13 protein-coding genes and 2 pseudogenes are annotated in these 17,025 nt (G+C 74.5%); 4 read left to right on the top strand and 11 right to left on the bottom strand.

The window, feature by feature from the left end; all coding sequences use genetic code 11:
* From SM793_RS34130 to SM793_RS34150, 5 genes are all read right to left on the bottom strand, one after another.
* Positions 1 to 1,199 (bottom strand): MFS transporter (locus SM793_RS34130; RefSeq protein ID WP_320442219.1); only part of this gene is annotated, 1,199 nt, incomplete at its 3' end.
* A gap of 229 nt (positions 1,200 to 1,428) precedes the next feature.
* Positions 1,429 to 1,896: a MarR family winged helix-turn-helix transcriptional regulator gene (locus SM793_RS34135; RefSeq protein ID WP_320442220.1), complete on the bottom strand. Its 468-nt coding sequence runs from the start codon at positions 1,894 to 1,896 to the stop codon at positions 1,429 to 1,431.
* Between the two features lie 91 nt (positions 1,897 to 1,987).
* A complete protein-coding gene (locus SM793_RS34140; RefSeq protein WP_320442230.1) occupies positions 1,988 to 3,145 on the bottom strand; it encodes an RNA polymerase sigma factor in 1,158 nt (385 codons plus the stop codon).
* Between the two features lie 8 nt (positions 3,146 to 3,153).
* Positions 3,154 to 3,561, bottom strand: coding sequence for a YciI family protein (locus tag SM793_RS34145; RefSeq protein WP_266315444.1), 408 nt, complete (start codon positions 3,559 to 3,561; stop codon positions 3,154 to 3,156).
* A 177-nt stretch (positions 3,562 to 3,738) separates the two neighbouring features.
* Complete coding sequence (locus SM793_RS34150; RefSeq protein ID WP_320442221.1) at positions 3,739 to 5,829, bottom strand: discoidin domain-containing protein; 2,091 nt, start codon at positions 5,827 to 5,829, stop codon at positions 3,739 to 3,741.
* A gap of 332 nt (positions 5,830 to 6,161) precedes the next feature.
* Here SM793_RS34150 and SM793_RS34155 point away from each other — a divergent pair, with 332 nt between their 5' ends.
* Positions 6,162 to 6,362, top strand: coding sequence for a hypothetical protein (locus SM793_RS34155; protein WP_320442222.1), 201 nt, complete (start codon positions 6,162 to 6,164; stop codon positions 6,360 to 6,362).
* 97 nt (positions 6,363 to 6,459) lie between these two features.
* On the opposite strand, the gene SM793_RS34160 is transcribed toward SM793_RS34155, so the two are convergent.
* Entirely contained in the window at positions 6,460 to 9,273 is a 2,814-nt protein-coding gene (locus SM793_RS34160; protein ID WP_320442223.1) for a LuxR C-terminal-related transcriptional regulator, read from the bottom strand.
* Between the two features lie 311 nt (positions 9,274 to 9,584).
* Between SM793_RS34160 and SM793_RS34165 the strand changes: the two genes are divergently transcribed.
* Positions 9,585 to 10,112: a hypothetical protein gene (locus SM793_RS34165; protein ID WP_320442224.1), complete on the top strand. Its 528-nt coding sequence runs from the start codon at positions 9,585 to 9,587 to the stop codon at positions 10,110 to 10,112.
* A gap of 123 nt (positions 10,113 to 10,235) precedes the next feature.
* On the opposite strand, the pseudogene SM793_RS34170 reads toward SM793_RS34165, so the two are convergent.
* From SM793_RS34170 to SM793_RS34180, 3 genes and pseudogenes are all read right to left on the bottom strand, one after another.
* Positions 10,236 to 11,849 (bottom strand): annotated as a pseudogene (locus tag SM793_RS34170) (MFS transporter).
* Positions 11,850 to 11,851: 2 nt separating this feature from the next.
* Positions 11,852 to 12,151, bottom strand: coding sequence for an SHOCT domain-containing protein (locus SM793_RS34175; RefSeq protein ID WP_320442225.1), 300 nt, complete (start codon positions 12,149 to 12,151; stop codon positions 11,852 to 11,854).
* A 75-nt stretch (positions 12,152 to 12,226) separates the two neighbouring features.
* Positions 12,227 to 12,712 (bottom strand): DUF6325 family protein, encoded by a 486-nt coding sequence (locus tag SM793_RS34180; RefSeq protein ID WP_320442226.1) that lies wholly within the window; start codon positions 12,710 to 12,712, stop codon positions 12,227 to 12,229.
* 327 nt (positions 12,713 to 13,039) lie between these two features.
* Between SM793_RS34180 and SM793_RS34185 the strand changes: the two genes are divergently transcribed.
* The gene (locus SM793_RS34185; RefSeq protein WP_320442227.1) at positions 13,040 to 14,446 is read left to right on the top strand and encodes a hypothetical protein; all 1,407 of its coding nucleotides are present in this window, start codon (positions 13,040 to 13,042) and stop codon (positions 14,444 to 14,446) included.
* Positions 14,447 to 14,489: 43 nt separating this feature from the next.
* Here the strand turns inward: SM793_RS34185 and SM793_RS34190 are convergent, their stop codons facing one another.
* Both SM793_RS34190 and SM793_RS34195 read right to left on the bottom strand, forming a co-directional pair.
* The gene (locus tag SM793_RS34190) at positions 14,490 to 14,888 is read right to left on the bottom strand and encodes an SHOCT domain-containing protein (RefSeq protein ID WP_320442228.1); all 399 of its coding nucleotides are present in this window, start codon (positions 14,886 to 14,888) and stop codon (positions 14,490 to 14,492) included.
* A gap of 129 nt (positions 14,889 to 15,017) precedes the next feature.
* Positions 15,018 to 15,215, bottom strand: a pseudogene (locus SM793_RS34195) (diguanylate cyclase); the annotation flags it as partial.
* A 360-nt stretch (positions 15,216 to 15,575) separates the two neighbouring features.
* Between SM793_RS34195 and SM793_RS34200 the strand changes: the two are divergent.
* Positions 15,576 to 16,943, top strand: coding sequence for an ABC transporter substrate-binding protein (locus SM793_RS34200; protein WP_320442229.1), 1,368 nt, complete (start codon positions 15,576 to 15,578; stop codon positions 16,941 to 16,943).
* Positions 16,944 to 17,025: the final 82 nt, after the last annotated feature.

The raw sequence follows: 17,025 nt of genomic DNA on the forward strand, positions 1-17,025 counted from the left end.
TGGTGGACCGGTACGGCGGTGGGTGAGGGGGCGGGCGCGGCCGTCCGGGTCTTGGCGGTGCGGCGCTCCAGGGCGGCGGACCAGAGGGCGAGGACCAGCGCCGCGGCGGCGAGGAGCGCCCCCACCCAGTTCGGCGCGGTGTAGCCGAGGCCCGCGGTGATGACCATGCCGCCGAGCCAGGCGGCGAGGGCGTTGCCGAGGTTGAAGGCGCCGATGTTCACGGCCGAGGCGAGGGTGGGGGCGCCGTGCGCCTGGTCCAGGACCCGCTTCTGCAGCGGCGGGACGGTGGCGAAGCCGAGCGCCCCGACGAGCACGACGGTGATCGCGGCGAGGACCTTGTTGTGGGCGGTGAGGGTGAACAGCGCGAGCACGAGGGCGAGGCCGCCGAGGCTGGTGTAGAGCAGCGGCATCAGCCGCCGGTCCGCGAACCGGCCGCCGAGCAGGTTGCCGAGGAACATCCCGATGCCGAACAGCACCAGCAGCCAGGTCACCGCGCCGTCCGAGTAGCCGGTCACGTGGGTCGTCATCGGGGCGATGTAGGTGATCGCGGCGAAGACGCCGCCGAAGCCGAGCACGGTCATCGCCATGGCCAGCAGCACCTGCGGGTTGCGGAAGGCGGTCAGCTCGCGGCGCAGGTGGGCGCCCTCGGGGCGGGCCTGTTCCGGGACGAGCCGGGCGATCCCGGCCATGCCGACCAGGCCGAGCGCGGCGACGATCACGAAGGTGGTCCGCCAGCCGACGGCCTGCCCGATGTAGGTGCCCAGCGGGACGCCGACGATGTTGGCGACGGTGAGTCCGGTGAACATGGTGGCGATGGCGCCGGCCTTCTTGTCCGGGGCCACCAGTTCGGCGGCGACGACGGAGCCGATGCCGAAGAACGCGCCGTGGGCGAGTGAGGCGACCACCCGGCCGGCGAGCATCGTCCCGAAGGAGGGGGCGGCCGCGGAGAGCAGGTTGCCGACCACGAACAGGCCCATCAGCAGCATCAGCATCCGCTTGCGGCTGACCTTGGTGCCGAGCACGGTGAGCAGTGGCGCGCCGAGGACCACGCCGAGGGCGTAACCGGTGACCAGCAGGCCCGCGGTGGGGATGGAGACGCCGTAGTCGGCGGCGACCTCGGGCAGCAGGCCCATGATCACGAATTCGGTGGTGCCGATGCCGAAGGCGCCGACGGCCAGAGCGAGCAGTGCGAGAGGCATTGGGCTCGACCCTCCTGTAATTGCTTGAGTGAGCTCCTTGCGTGTGTTCACAATAATTGCATGCGCGTGCTAACTGCAAACGCGGGATGCCACCGTCCTCTGGATGCCAGCACGGGCCGGGTAGAAATGGGCATGGAACACGCGGAGGACCGGTCCCAGCGCAGTGCTGGAAACCGGTCCTCGGGGTGCTGATGGCTGGGGGTGCTGGTGCTGGGGGTACTGCCGCGGCCTACCGCGCCGCCGCCGGGGCGTCCAAGGCCTCGACGGCCTCGACCAGGGTGGCCAGCTCGGGCTTCCGGGCCGCCTCGGCGAGCGCCTCGCGCAGGGCCGCGTCATTCGTCGGCCGCGCCTCCGCCAGCAGCTCCAGTCCGGCCTCGCTCATATTGGTGTAGATGCCGCGCCGGTCGGTCGGGCACAGGTAGCGCGAGAGCAGGCCCCGGTCCTCCAGTCGGGTGACCAGCCGGGTGGTGGCGCTCTGGCTCAGTACGACTGCGTCGGCGACCTGCTTCATCTGCAGGTGGCCGCCCTCGCCGTCGTGCTGCCGGCTGAGCACGTCGAGCAGCGAGTACTCGCGCACGCTGAGGTCGTGCCCGCTCTGCAGGGCGCGTTCGATGTGCCCCTCGATCCGGCTGTGCAGGAGGGAGAGCGCGCCCCAGCCGCTGGCCAGGGCGGTGAGTGCGGGGTCCGTGGCGGTCATGGGTCCGGGTCTCCTTCCGGGAGTGGCTGTTCCAGGATAAGCCATCGGAGGGAATACCGGCCAGAGCCGTTAGCAGGCGGGCACAAGCATTTCAGGGGCGGCCGTCCCCGCCCGCCGCCGTGTTGAGCCGGGCGGCCTGCCGGGTCAGATGGTCCCGCTCGGCGAGGTTGGACGCCGCCCGGGCCGCCTCCGCGTACAGCCGGGCCGCCGCCGCCCGGTCGCCCGCGCGCTCGTGCAGATAGGCCGCCGCCGCCGCGCGGCGCGGCACCGCCGCGTCGACGTCCGCGAGCGCCGCCAGCCCCGCGCGCGGCCCGTCCGCCTCGCCGACGGCGACCGCGCGGTTCAGCCCGACCACCGGGCTGTCGGTCAGCCGCAGCAGTTCGTCGTACCACTCGACGATCTGCACCCAGTCCGTCTCCCCGGCCGTCGGCGCGTCCGCGTGCAGCGCCGCGACCGCCGCCTGTGCCTGGAACTCGCCCAGCCGGTCGCGGACCAGGGCGCCCTGGAGCACCGCCACGCCCTCGGTGATCGCCGCGGTGTCCCACCGGGAGCGGTCCTGCTCGGCGAGCGGCACCAGCGCGCCCTCCGGCGTCGTCCGGGCCGCCCGCCGGGCGTGGTGGAGCAGCATCAGCGCCAGCAGCCCCGCCACCTCCGGGTGGTCCACCCGGGCCGCCAGCTGCCGGGTGAGCCGGATCGCCTCGGCGGCCAGGTCGACATCCCCCGAATAGCCCTCGTTGAACACCAGGTAGAGCACCCGCAGCACGGTCGCGACATCGCCGGGGCGGTCCAGCCGGACCCCGGACACGGTGCGCTTGGCCCGGCTGATCCGCTGCGCCATGGTCGCCTCGGGCACCAGGTAGGCACGGGCGATCTGCCGGGTGGTGAGCCCGCCGACGGCGCGCAGGGTGAGCGCGACCGCCGAGGCGGGCGACAGCGCCGGGTGGGCGCACAGGAAGTACAGCCGGAGCGTGTCGTCGACCTCGGCCACCGGCCCCGGCGCGGGCTCCTCCTCGACCCGGTCCTCGCGCCGCCGCCGGGCCGTGTCCGCCCGGGAGGCGTCCAGGAACTTCCGCCAGGCGACCGTGACCAGCCAGCCCTTGGGATCGCGGGGCGGGTCGTCGGGCCAGACCCGCAGCGCCTCGACCAGCGCGTCCTGGACGGCGTCCTCGGCCGCCGCGAAGTCGGCTCCGCGGCGGACGAGGACGCCGAGCACGCCCGGGGTGAGACCGCGGAGCAGTGCCTCGTCCATGGGTGCGGTCACTCGGTGACGGTGGGCGCGGCGCCGTAGAAGGGGCGCAGCTCCAGCCACTCGTGGATCGGCCGACCGCCCGCGCCGGGAGCGGCGGACAGCTCGCCGGCGAGTTCGACGGCGCGCTCGTAGCTGTCGACGTCGATCACCATCCAGCCGGCGATGAGGTCCTTGGTCTCGGCGAACGGGCCGTCGGTGACCGGCGGGCGGCCCTCGCCGTCGTACCGGACCCAGGTGCCCTCGGGGGCGAGCGCCTGGCCGTCGACGAACTCGCCGGTCTTCTCCAGCGCGGCGGCGAAGTCGTTCATGTACTGGATGTGGGCCGAGACCTCCTCCGGCGTCCAGCGGTCCATCGGCACGTTGTTGACCGCCTCCGGCGCGCCGCGGTAGTGCTTCAGCAGCAGGTACTTCGCCATGGTGTCCCTCTCCTCGGGGGTGGTGCGGCCCATTCTGGCCGCGCTCACCCCTGGGACGGAGCAGGCCACGGATTCTCGACACCGGTGCCGAAGATTTTTTCCGGCCCGCCGGAAAGCCCGCCGGAGAGCCCGCCGGGGGCGGTCGCGCCGACCGCCCCCCGACGGGCCCGGCACCGCTCAGGCCCGGTACACGCCCACGTCGTACAGCGAGTACCCCCAGGAGGTGGCACGCTGCTCGCCGTGCACCCGGACGTACCGCGCCGGGACGCCGGGGAACCGGGCGGTGTCCAGCCCGCCGTCACCCGAGGTGGTGGACCAGACGGTCCGCCAGGTGCTGCCGTCGGTGGACACCTCGATCCGGTACGCCCTGGCGTAGGCGCGCTCCCAGTCCAGGGTGACCCGGGAGACCAGGGTGGTGGTGGACAGGTCGAGCTGCAGCCACTGGTCGTCGCTCCAGTCGCTGGCCCAGCGGCTGGACGGACTGCCGTCGATCGCCCGGTCCGCGGCGTAGCTGGTGAACGGGTTCCACTCGGCCGAACTGGCACCGGCGGAGGCCCCGGCGGTGAGGTTGACGGCCGCCCGGTGCTGCTCCGAGGCGCCCAGGGTGGTGAGGTAGGACTCCGCGCCCCGGAACAGGTCGTCCACCACGCCCTGCCCGCCGACCTGCCGGATGTCCTCGATCCAGTCCGGCACCAGGCCGTAGTGCGCGGCCCCGTCGGTGTTGAGGTCCCAGGTGCGGCTGCCCGCGGTGGCGCGGTCGACCAGGGAGCCGCCGTCGGCGGTGCGGAACGGGTAGCGCACGGGGTTGGGGGTGTCGGCCCCGCGCGGGCCGGGCCAGCCGCCGACGCCGTTCATGTCCGTCCCGTAGCCGTACCCGACGCCGTACTTGTCGCGCAGCGCGTCGGTGCGCTTCGCCTCCGAGCTGAACGCCTCGGCGCCGTTCATGTACTGGGCGACGAAGCCGCCGAGCTTGTAGACGCGCTCCATCCAGCCGAGGTCCATCCAGCTGTGGGAGGAGACGACGCCCGGGTAGGACTGCGATTCCAGGATGTCCAGGGACCGGCCGGCCGCCTTGACGCTCATATGGTCGAGTTCCAGCATCATGCCGCGCCGCATCATGCCGCGCAGCGCGTACTCGCCGAGCTCGGTCAGCCCCCTGGTGTTGCACTGCGCGTCCCCGGCGTACGAGGGGACGGTGACCCCGGCGGGCAGCTGCTGCTGGATCGAGGCGGGGGTGGGCGCCAGCCCGATCGGATTGTCGTGCTGCGGGCCGGGGCACGTCTCGGTCTGCCAGAAGGTGCCGGTCGACAGGAACTGCCCGGCGTTGATCGCCGTACCGAGCGCCCCCTCGTCGAACCTGACCCCGCACAGCGCGTTGTCGAACTTGTGGCACAGGAACATGCTGCGCACGCCGAGCCCGTACAGCTCGTCGAGGCCGCGGTCGATGTCCGCGCGGCTGCACTGGGCGACGTCCAGGACCTGCTTGCAGCCGAAGGGCTCGGAGGTCTCCACCCCGAGCACCACGGCCAGCTTGCCCTGGCGGACCACCTCGCGGGCCTGCGCGCTGTCGGTGACGATCCGGAACCAGCCCTTGCCGGGCCCGCCGTACATCTTGTCGATGTACGCCTGGAGGTCCCAGGACTTCTGGGCCTCCAGCCGGATCGCGGTCATCTCGTCGCAGCTGCGGTCCTTGAAGAAGTAGACCGAGCAGATCACGCCGTTGGTCACCAGGTCGTTGACCAGCACCCGCTCGCCGCCGCGCCAGGCGCGCTCGATCCAGGCGTAGTAGTTCTGCTGGTGGGTCAGCGAGTCGTGGGCCGGCCAGTCGGCGAAGGTCGGCCAGCCGACCGGGTCGTGCTTGCCGTCACCGCCCTTGGTGATGAGGTCGAAGATGGCGAGGGAGCCGTCGGGGTAGTGCTCCGGACAGTCCTTGAGGGCGTCCTCGACCCCGGCCTCGGAGAAGGCCTTGCCGCAGATGAGCCGGCCGCCGAAGCCCTCGGCGGCCATGATGTGGTCGTGGGCGTCGACGAAGCCGCGGACCCTGCCCTGGGCGTCGGTGCCGGTGAAGGGCGCGCCGGTGACGCCGATCGCGGCATCGGGGGCGGGCCGGGCGACCGGGTCCCACCAGTTCGCCCCGGCGGCGCCGTGCGCCGGCGCGGCGAGGGCCGCGGCGACCAGGGCGAGCAGCGAGGCGATCACGGTGGCGATCCTGCGGCGGAGGGGGAAGCGCTGTGCGTGGGGACGACGTGGGTGGGGGAGTCGCGTCATGTGCACCCCAGTTCCGGGTGGCGGGCGGACGACGCGGACGACGCCCGCCCGCGGCACGGAGCGGCGCCCGGGCGGGCTGTCATGTCCTGCGTACTCGGTGGGTCGAGAATCGCCACTGTTGGATTTTTCGTCAATAGCCGTGGCACAACCCGCCCGTGTCGATACCTGCCGGGCCCCGCCGGATCCGTGGCCGGGCCCGACCGCCCCGACCGCTCCGTCCGCTCCGTCCGCCGACGGCCGCTCCCCGCGCGGTCACCTCACGGGGGTGATGCGGCGGGCTCCGCGCGGCGGCGAGACTGGACGCCACCACCGAGGCGAAGGGAACCGGCCCCATGCGCTACGAGATCCGGGTGTCCGGCCTGCTGCAGGAGACGACCCGCCGGGAGGGCTTCCCGGAGCTGGCGAGCGCGGTCGTCCCGGACCAGACGGTGCTGGTCGGCGAGGTGGTCGACGAAGCCCACCTGTACGGGCTGCTGAACCGGTTCCAGGCGCTGGGGCTGACGGTCACGGAGCTGCGCCGGCTGCCCGAGTAGCCCGCCCGGCACCAGGCCGGAGTAGCCCGCCCGGAACCAGGCCCGTGAACGGGACTCGGAGCGCGGGCCGGAGCACGGCCCGGGAGCACAGCCCGGCTCAGGGCGCGTCCAGCAGGCGCAGCCGGGTGGCGGTGCGCACCGCGTCCCGGCGGTTGGCCGTCCGGAGCTTGCGGTTGACGCTCTTGAGGTGCGTCTTGACGGTGTTCGGCGACACGTACAGCTCCTCGGCGATCTCCTGGGTCGACAGCATCCGCGCGGCGCAGAGCAGGATCTCGCGCTCCCGCCCGGTCAGCGGCTCGACCGGCGCCCCGGCCGCCGGTTGCACCGGCCCGGCCTCCGCACACCGCTCCGGGGCCTGCTCCTGGGCGGGCGGCAGCAGGTCGGTCGGCAGCCAACCGTGGGCGCGGGCCAGCTGGGGCAGCCCGCGCAGCCGCCGGCGCACCCAGGGCGCCGACTCGCGGAACGGGCGGCGGAGCCGGTCCGGCTCGGCGGCGGCCAGGGCCTCGGCCAGCAGCCGGGCGCCGTCGGGACCGTCGCGCTCGGCCTGCGCCAGCAGCAGCAGCGCCCGGGTACGGATCGCACCGCCCACGGCCGGGTCCTCGCGCAGGGCCCGCAGCCCGGCCAGGGTGCCCCGCTCGTCCCGGCCGGCCGCGAGCCGGGCCCGGGCCGCCACCACCAGGGAGTCGGGCGCCAGGGCCGGCACGTCGTCCAGGGCCGCCACCGCCTCGGCCGGCCGGCCGGCGGCCAGGTGCGCGGCGCAGGCCGTGACGGCCAGGCGCTCGCGGCTCCAGTCGGAGGCCCGGTCCGCGAGGCCGCGCCGCCGGGTCTCCTCCAGTAGCCGCAGCGCGCTGTCCGGACGGCCCTCGCCCAGCCGCAGCATGGCCCGCATCACGCCGCTCCCCACCGTCACCACCGGGTCGTGCTCCGGTGTGCGACCGCCCGCCAGCCGGTGCAGCGCCGCCCGGGCCCGGGCCGGCTCGTCGCGCTCCAGGGCGACGGCGGCCAGCACGAGGTCCCGGACCTCGGTGCGGCTGTCCGGCGGCAGACTGGACCGGTCGGCCTCCTCGTCCGCCTCGCGCACCCGGTGCTCGGCCCGCCCCGGTCGGCCGCGCAGGCAGTCGATGAGCGCCAGCCGGCACAGCGCGTCGTGGCGCAGCCGGGCGGTGGTGGGCGAGAGCGGGGCCCGCGCCGCGCGTTCCAGCGCTCGGCAGGCTTCGTCCAGGCGCCCGTGCCAGAGCAGTGTCGAGCCGAGGTCGGCGGCCATCAGGGTGAGCAGCTCGGGGTGCCGCTCCAGCGGGTCGGCCGGCACTCGGCGTTCCAGCTCCTCGGCCCGGCGGGCGGCGCGGTCGGCGAGCGGGGCCGAGCCGAGCAGCCGGGCTGCGCCGGTGCGGACCAGGACGGCGGCCAGGTGGAGCGGGGTCCGCTCGGCGGGCAGCAGGGGTTCGACGTGCTCCAGGATCCGCAGCGCGCTCGCGGCCTCGTCGCGGGTGAGGTGGACGGCAGCGCGGACCAGTTCGGCGGCCGGGCTGTGCTCGGTCGGCGGCATCCGGGCGAACAGCGCGCACAGCCGGGTCGCGTCGCGCCCGGCCAGCAGCTCGCCGAGCGCGAACTCGTCGACCAGCAGCCGCGCGGCCAGCGCCCAGGCCCCGGCCTCGGCCGCGTGGTCCAGCGCGGCCCGGTACTGGCCGTGTCCGGCGAGCCAGTGCGCGGCCCGCACCCGCAGCTCGTCGACCCGCTCCGGGGCGGCGGCGCGCAGGTGCAGGCGCAGGATCCCGGCGAACATCGGGTGCAGCCGGTACCAGCCGTCGGGCAGGGCGTCGGTGAAGGCGTTCTCCTGGTGCAGCCGGTCCAGGATCCGCCGCCCGTCGCGGCGGCCGGTGAGCGCGTCGGCGAGGTCGGGGTGGACCGGGCCCAGGATGCTGCAGCGCAGCAGCAGGTCCTGGGTCGGCGCGGGCTGGGTGCGCAGCACCTCGGCGAGCAGGAAGTCCGAGAGCGCGGCGGGCCCGGCGCCGATCCGTCCGAGGTACGCCTCGGGGTCCTCGGCCTCCTGCGCGGCGAGGGCGAGCAGCCGGACCCCGGCGGTCCAGCCGGACAGCGCGTGGTGCACGGACCCGACGGCGGCCGGGCCGACCCGCAGCCCGTGCCGCTCCAGCACGGCGGCGGTCTCGGCGCGGTCCAGCGCGAGCTCGCCGGCCCGGATCTCGGCCAGCTCGCCCGCCGCCCGGTAGCGGTGCAGGGGCAGCAGCGGCTCGCTGCGGCCGACCAGGACGAGCCGCAGCCGGCCGGCGGTGTGCCGGACCAGGTCGTGCAGCTGTTCGGCGAGCCGGAGGTTGTCGAGGTGCTCGCACTCGTCCAGGACCAGGACCAGCGGCCGGGGGCAGGCGTTGATCCAGGCGGCCAGCCGCAGCAGCAGGGACGGCTCGACGTGCTCGGCCCGGGCGGGGGCGCCCACCTCCTCGGGCAGTCCGGCGACCCCGGTCCGCAGGGCCTCGCGGACGTAGGCCCAGAAGGTGCCGGGCTGGTTGTCGCTCGGCTCCAGGGTGAGCCAGCCCGCCGGGCCGGGGAGGCGGCCGCGGGCCAGCCAGTCGGCCACCAGCAGGGTCTTGCCGGCCCCGGCCGGGCCGGTGACCAGGGTCACCGGACGGAGCGCGGCACTGTCGAGCCGGCCGAGCAGGCGGTCGCGGCGCAGGAAGGCGGCGGCGGGTGGGCGGGGCGGCCGGACCCGGGTGGCCAGCATCGGGTCGCCGTTGGGCAGCCGCACCGGGGCGGGCGTGTCCGCTGCCGGGAGCGGCGCCGCTGTCGGGTCCGCCTCCGCCGTCGGGACCGGGGAGGCGGGCGCGGGGGCGAGCACCGGTGGGGAGGCGAGCCCGGTCGGGGAGAGGGGTGCGGGCGCTGCGCGGATGTACGGCATGGGGCCACCGCCTGGTGGTTCCGCCCTCGGGAGGGCACGTCCGGGCGGGGCGCGGGACGCGGTCCCCGGCGGCGGGCGCCGCCGGACCGCCCGGGGTGGAACGTCCCTTCGACCGTAGTACGGCCCCGGGGCCGGGTGCCATCCGAGCCGGGTGCTACCCGAGCCGTGTGCCGACGGGGCCGACCGGTCCGGGCTCGGCCCGGCCGGTACCCGGCGCCCCGCCCGCCGGAGGTGGCCGGGCGGACCCCGAGCGGCGAGGATCGCGGCAAGGACTCGGCGAGCCGGCCGAGCGCAGCCCCCAGGAGGCCGCCGTGAGCGTCCCCGGACCGGCACCCCGCCGCCGTGCCCCCGGCCCGCCCGGACCGGGCGTCAGGGCACGGCGGACGGACTACGCGGGCGCGGTCTACGGCTCGATGCTGGCGGCCTCCGTGATCGCCGCGTCCAGCGTGCAGGAGCCCCATCCGAGGCTGTCGCTCGTCCTGCTGCTGGTGGTCACCGGGCTCGTCTTCTGGGCCGCCCACGTCTACGCGCACGTCGCCGGGCAGCGCGAGGCGGGGCAGGACGTGACCTTCCGCCAGGTGCGCCGGGTCGGCCGGCACGAGTGGCCGATCGTCGAGGCCGCGGCGCTTCCGGCGCTGGCGGTCCTCGCCAGCCCGTCGCTGGGCGCGGGGGAGAACGCCTGGCTCGCGCTGGCGGTCGCGGTCTGCCAGCAGGTGGCCTGGGCCACCCTGGGCGCCCACCGGGCCGGGGCCCGACCGCGCCAGATCGTCGCCGAGGGTGCCGTCAACCTGGTCCTGGGACTGGTCATCGTCGCGGCCAAGGTCGCCGTCGGCCACTGACCTGCGCCCGGCCGGCCCGATCCCGAGGGACCCCGGCTCGATCCCGAGGGACCCCGGCCCGATCCCGAAGAAGCCCGGCCCGATCCCGAGGAAGCCCGGCCCCGTCCTCGGAACGCGCTCCAGTCACCCGTCCGGGTGGCCCGGGCCGGTGGCCTTTCGCGCCGGGCGGGTAGCGGGCAGGTGGCCGGTGAACAGCACCGCGCCGGCCGTGATGCAGGAGCAGGCGAGCACGGCGGCCTTGAGACCGTCGATCTGCGCGTCCTGGTAGTTCTCCACCACGGCCGCCGCCTCCGCCGGCGGGACGTCCGGCCGCGCCGCCAGCGCCGAGGCCACCTGGTCGGCCGGTACGAAGGACAGGCCGGCCTCCACCTGGACGGCGGTCTGCTGCTTGACGGCCCCGGAGACCCGGGGATCGCTCTCGATCTGGGTGGTCACGGAGGTCGCGAGGGCGCCGACGAGGATCGCCCCGATCAGCGCCGTCCCGAGCGAGGAGCCGAGGTTCTGCGCGGTGTACTGCAGCCCGCCGGCCTCGCTGCGCTCCTCCGCCAGCACGCTGGACTGCACCGTGTTGCCCAGCTGCGAGGCGAGCATCCCCATCCCGACGCCGAGCAGGGCCATCGCCCCGGCGAAGGAGGCGCCGCGCAGGTCCGGTCCGATCGCCGTGATCAGCCACAGGGTGGCGGCGAGCAGGACCAGCAGGCCCGCCCTGGCGATGGTGCGCGGCGAGGCGTAGCGCAGCAGCAGGGTGCCCGACATCGAGGCGCCGAGCATCGTCACGGACACCGGCAGCAGCCGCAGCCCGGTCTCGAAGGCGTTCAGGCCCTGCACGACCTGGAGCTAGAGCGGGATGACGAAGAACAGGCCCAGCAGGACGGTGTTCTGGTTGAACAGGGTGGTCAGCCCCGAACGCAGCGTCCGGTTGCCGAACAGGTCGAGCGAGACCAGGGGCGTGCGGCCCCGGCTCTCGCGTCGGCGCTCGTGCACGCAGAAGGCGTAGGTCAGGGCGGCCCCGAGCGCGACGACGAACAGCGTCGGCGCGAAGCCGAGGACGGTGAACGGCGGGTTGCGCGGCTGGACCCAGCCCCACGTCCCGCTCTGCAGCACGGCCAGCACCATCAGGGCCAGGCCCGCCGCGGACAGCACCACGCCGAGCAGGTCGAGCCGGGGCGGGTCGGTCGGCCGGGGCTGCACCGGCACCCAGCGCATCAGCAGCAGGATCGTCAGGACCAGCACCACTTCGCCGGCGAACACCAGCCGCCAGGTCAGATAGGTGGTCACCCAGCCGCCGAGCAGCGGGCCCACCGCGATGCCCGCGCCCGCGAGGCCGCCGATCACGCCGTAGGCGACCGCCCGGTCGCGGCCGGAGTAGGAGCCGGCCACCAGGGCGGCCAGCGCGGGCAGCACCAGCGCCGCCCCCAGCCCCTCGATGATCGACCAGCCGAGGGCGAGCACCCCGACCGTGGGCGCCACCGCGGTCAGCCCCGAGCCGACCGCGTACACGACCAGGCCGATCACGAAGACCCGACGGCGCCCGAACATGTCGCCGATCTTGCCGCCGGTCAGCATGAAGGCCGCCATCACCAGGGTGTACAGGGTGATGACGGCCTGGATGGCGGTCACCTCGGTGTCGAAGTCCTCGACCAGCTGGCTGATCGAGACGTTCATCACCGAGGCGTCCAGCACCATCAGGAACTGGGCCGTGCCGAGGACGGCCAGGGGCTTCCAGCGGTTCGCCATGGTCAGCTGCCGAGGATCCGGGCCTTCTGCGCCGCGAACTCCTCCTCGGTGAGGACCCCCTGGTCCTTGAGCGTCGCGAGGTCCTTGAGCTGGTCCAGCTTCTCCTCCATGGTCGGCGCGGCGGGCGCCGCGGCGGCCGGCGGGGGTGCGGCCGGGGCAGCGGGGGCGGCGGGCGCGGGTTCGGCGTACTCCTCCTGCCGCGCCCAGCGGCCGGCCTGGCGACGGGAGACTCGGTTGGAGACGGCGGTGGCCGTTCCGGCGACGACCGCGGTGCGGGCGACGCCACGTAGCAGTCCGGGCATGGCTTCCTGCCTGGGGTGAGGGAGACAGTGAGGGAGAGGGTGAGGAAGAACGGGGGCGGGGTGGGGCCGCGCGGGTCAGCCGGCGGCGTCGAGCTCCTCCAGTGCGTCCAGCACCTCCAGGAGGTCCTGGACCGGGACGCGCCCACTGGCGACCATGCGCGCGTCCGCCCGCCGCAGGGCGGCGGCCAGTGGAGCGGCCCACCGGTTCTCGTAGAGGAGCACCACGGCGGAGTCGCCGGGCTCCAGGACCAGACCGGCCTCGGTGACGTCGGCGTCCCCGAGCAGACCGGAGGAGGCGCCCTCGAAGACGGTCAGGTCGAGGACGCCGTCGCCGTTCAGGTCGGCCAGTTCGACGGCGGAGACCGTGCCGTCCTCGTCCTTGCGGACGAAGATCAGGTCGAGGATTCGGACGATGTCGCGATCGACCAGGTCGACGAGCAGCGGCAGGCCCTCGCCATGGAGGTGGCTGCCGGGGAACGCGATCACCAGGTAGTCGATGGGGCCGAGGTCGACCCGTTCGGATTCGTCCGCCCCGCCGGGTGCATCGGGTGCGTTGCTCACGTCGGCTCCTCCGGGCGAAGGGGGTGGGGGCCGGCCGGTCGGGTGCGCCGGTCGGGGGCCGGTCCGGGCGCCGCCCGGACACCGACCCGGAGCGACGCTAACCCGCCGCCCCCGGCCACCGGCTCACCTGTTCGGGGTGATGGGCGAGCGGGGCCGACCCACCGGGGCGGGCGGGACCGGCCCCGGTCACCCCGGTGGGTCAGCCCTGCTCGCCGAGTGCCGCCCGGGGCCCTTGGCTGGGTGCACCGGTGTTCGCGCCCCACGGCGCCACCGGTCCGCCCGGGGCGTGCCCCGATCCCGGGCCACCCAGGACGAGGAGCCGCGCCCATGCCACCGACCGAGCCCGGCCCCGCCCAGCCCGGCCGCCCGGACAGCGTCGAACTGGACGCGCTGCACCGCCGGGTCGCCGAGCTGGAGGCGGACGCCCGGGGCAAGAAGGAGCACCACCGGCTGCGCACCACCGGCTCGGTCGTCCTGGTGGTGGTCGCGTCCGTGCTGTCGCTGCTCGCGGTGATCGCGGTCTGGGCCCACGACGAGATCACCGACACCGACCGGTTCGTCGCCACCATGGCACCGCTGGCCCACAACCCCGACGTCCAGAGCGCCCTGGCCAACCGGATCACCAATGCCGCGACGGAGCAGGTCGACGTCAAGTCCCTGGTGAACGACCTGTCCCAGGCCGCCGCCGAGCAGGGTGTGCCGCCCCGGCTGGCCCAGTTGCTGGGCGGCCTGACCGGACCGCTGGAGGGGGCGCTGACCAACCTCGTGCACTCCGTCGCCGAGCGGGTGGTCACCAGCGACGCCTTCGCCACCGTCTGGGAGGACGCGGTACGGGCCGGGCACGCCACCATGGTCAAGGCCCTCACCGGCGAGGGCGGCGGCGCGGTGGTGCTCAAGAACGACGAGGTCGTGATCGACATCGGGCCGATGGTGGACCGGGTAAAGACCGCCCTGGTCCAGGCCGGGTTCGGGCCCGCGGCCAAGATCCCGGAGGTGCACACCGAGTTCGTGGTGTTCTCCTCGCCCGACCTCGCCAAGATCCGCGGCGGCTTCCGGCTGCTGGGGATCCTCGGCTGGTGGATGCCGGTGATCACGGTCCTGGTCGCGGCCGGCGCGGTGTTCACGGCCGTCAACCGCCGCCGCGCGCTGGCCGGCGCCGCCCTCGGCATCGCGGCGGCGATGCTGCTGCTCGGCGTCGCCCTGACGGTGTTCCGCTCCTACTTCCTGGACCATCTGCCCGCCGAGGCCTCGCCCGCCGCGGCCGGCGCCGTCTACGACGCGCTGGTGACCTATCTGCGCTCCGCGGTGCGGGTGGTCGGCTTCCTGGCGCTGGTCGTGGCGCTCGGCGCGTTCCTCATCGGCCCCTCGAGGGCCGCCGTCACCGTCCGTTCGGTGGCCGGCCACGGGGTGGCGGCGCTGCGCTCCGCGGCCGACTCGGCGGGTTTCCGGGCCGGGCCGGCGGAGCGCTTCGTCGGCCGCTACAAGCGCTGGACGGGCGTGGCGATCCTGGTCGTCGCCGCCGTGGTGTTCACGTTCTGGGACCACCCGACGGCGATGGTGGTGTTCTGGTTCGCCGTGGTCGTGCTGGCGGCGTTCGCGGTCCGCGAGTTCCTCGCCCCCGCCTACCGGGCCGCCGCCCCGGCCGAGCCGCCCCCGGCGCCCGGGCCGCCGACGCCGCCGACGGCGCCGCCCGCACCGCCGGGACCCCCGACCGTGACGGCCCAGGGTCCCTGACGGCGCCCGGCCCCGTTCCGGCCCCTGTCTGTCCGGGGGCCGGTCAACCCAGCACGAGCGCCTTGGCGCGCTGGTACTCCTCCTCCGTGATGGAGCCGTCCCGCCGCAGGTCCGCCAGCCGGGCCAGTTCCTCGGTGGCGCTGGGCCGCTTGGCCTCCGACCCGGCCGCGTCCCGTACGTAGTCCCGGAACTCGCTGTCCGCCTGCTTCACCCGGGCCGCCTCACGCATCCCCATCCCCTTGCCCCGGGCGATCAGGTAGATGAACACGCCCAGGAACGGCAGCACGATCAGCAGCACGCACCATCCGGCCTTGCCCCAGCCGCCGACCGAGTCGTCCCGGAAGAGGTCCCCGAAGACCCGGAACAGGAGCATGAACCAGAGGATCCACAGGAAGAACCACATGGTCGTGAGGAAGATGTTCAGCAGTGGGTAGTCGTCCATCGCCTGCCTCCGGAGAACGAGCCGACCGGGCCACCGGGCACCGGGGTCCGACCCCCCAATGGCCCACGGTGACGCCCGCCGCCCGCGCGCGCACCACCCCGGGCGGGTGAGGCGGGCCCGGCGCGGGGCTCACTCGGACCAGTCGGAGCCGAGGACGGTCTCGACGAAGTCACCCCGCTCGAAGCCCGGGACGTAGTGCGCCAGGACATCGGTCTTGACGTTGCCGAAGGTGGTGGCCGGGCGGTCCCTGATGCCCTCGGTGAACGCGGCGAGGATCCGGTTCTTGAAGTCCGGCCGGGGGTGCGCGGCCGTGACGGCGGCGCGCTGGCCGGGACCGCCACCCCGGCGGACACCGGCCCGCTGGACACCCTGGTGATCGTCTGGGCCGACCACCTCGCCACCCGGGGGCCCGACCCTGTGACCCCGTGACCCTGGGACGCCCGTGCCGTCGGTGACCGACGGCACGGGCGTCGGCATGCCCCCGGCGGGCGCCGCCATCTCGTTGTAACGTTTTCGCTCTGTGCGACGAAAAATTTCCGAAAACTGTTGTTAACCATTCATGGCCTGGCTAGATTCACTCCCGTTCCCGCGATCAGCGGGACGGCGGCGGCACCGATCGATGGTGCGCCGCAGCCAGTCGGGACGGCCGCGAGCGGCGCGCCCGAGCAGAGCGAAGGAGCTCCGGACATGGGTGGCAGAATCGTGGGCGGGCCGAGTCGGCGTGGCTTCCTCAAGGGGGTCGGCGCGGCTGCCGTCGCCGCCGGCGGAGGGTCGGTCCTGGCCGCGTGCAGCAGTTCGGGCTCCGGTGGGGGAGACGCGGGCGGTTCCGGCGAGCTGTCCGGATCGGTCACCGTGTGGAGCTGGAAGAACCCGGCGGCGGAGCTCAAGGCCCTGATCCCGGCCTTCAACGCCGTCCACCCCAAGGTCAAGGTGACCGTCCAGGACATCGGCAACCCGGCGATCTGGGACAAGATCACCATCGCGATGGCCGCCGGCGGCCAGGGCCTGGCCGACGTGCTGCACATCGGCGTCGACTACCTGCCCGGCTACATCGAGAAGTTCCCGGGCGGCCTCGCGGACCTCGGCGCGCTGGGCGCCAACAAGCACGCCGACGCCTTCGCGCCGGGCCTGTGGCAGACCGTCTCCCGCCAGTCCAAGGTCTACGCCCTGCCGTGGGAGGCCAACGCGAGCGGGTTCTTCTACCGCTCCGACCTCTTCCAGAAGGCCGGCGTCGACGCCGCCTCCCTCGCCACCTGGGACGACGTCATCACCGCGGGCAAGAAGGTCAAGGAGACCACCGGCACCGCGCTGCTGGCCGTGGACCGCTCGGCCTCGCAGGCCGACTCGGCCAACCTCTTCCAGCTGCTGCTCCAGCTCCAGGGCACCTTCTACTTCAACATCGACGGCAAGATCACCATCAACTCGCCGGAAGCCGTCCGGGCGCTCACCCTGATCAAGGAGATGAACGACGCCGGGCTGCTGCTCGACGTCCAGGGCTCGCCCGGTGCGCCCGGCTACGACTCCGCGGTCAAGGCCGGCAAGGTCGCCGTCTGCCCCAACCCCGCCTGGTACGGCGGCTACATGGAGTCCCTGGCGGCCGACCAGAGCGGCAACTGGCGCCTGATGCTCCCGCCGGCCGTCACCCCCGGCGGCTCGCGCTCGGCCATCGTCAACTCCACCCACCTGGCCGTCGCCGGCTCCAGCAAGAACCAGCGGGCGGCGTTCGCCTTCGCCGAGTTCGCCCTCACCCGGCCCGAGTCCCAGGTGCCGATCTACAAGAACAAGGGCATCTTCCCGGCCCTGCTCAAGGCGTACGACGATCCGGCCTTCCACGCCGAGAGCGCCTACTTCGGCGGCCAGAAGTACGCCGAGGTGCTCCTGGAGGAGCTGTCCAAGCCGTCGGTGCCGACCAACTACACCGCCGACTACGCCCGGGCGCTGAAGGTCATCGACGACGCCCAGACCAAGGTCCTGCTCCAGGGCGCCGACCCGGCCACGGTGCTGCGCGCCGCCGCCGACCAGCTCGTCCAGCAGACCCTGAGGGCCCAGGCATGACCACCGCGACGCCGGCGAGGGCGGGAGCCGGATCCCGACCCGGACCCGGCGCCCCCCCCCCCCCCCCCCCCCCGGGGCGGGG

The organism is Kitasatospora purpeofusca (genome assembly GCF_034043715.1).
Lineage (GTDB): Bacteria > Actinomycetota > Actinomycetes > Streptomycetales > Streptomycetaceae > Kitasatospora > Kitasatospora purpeofusca_A.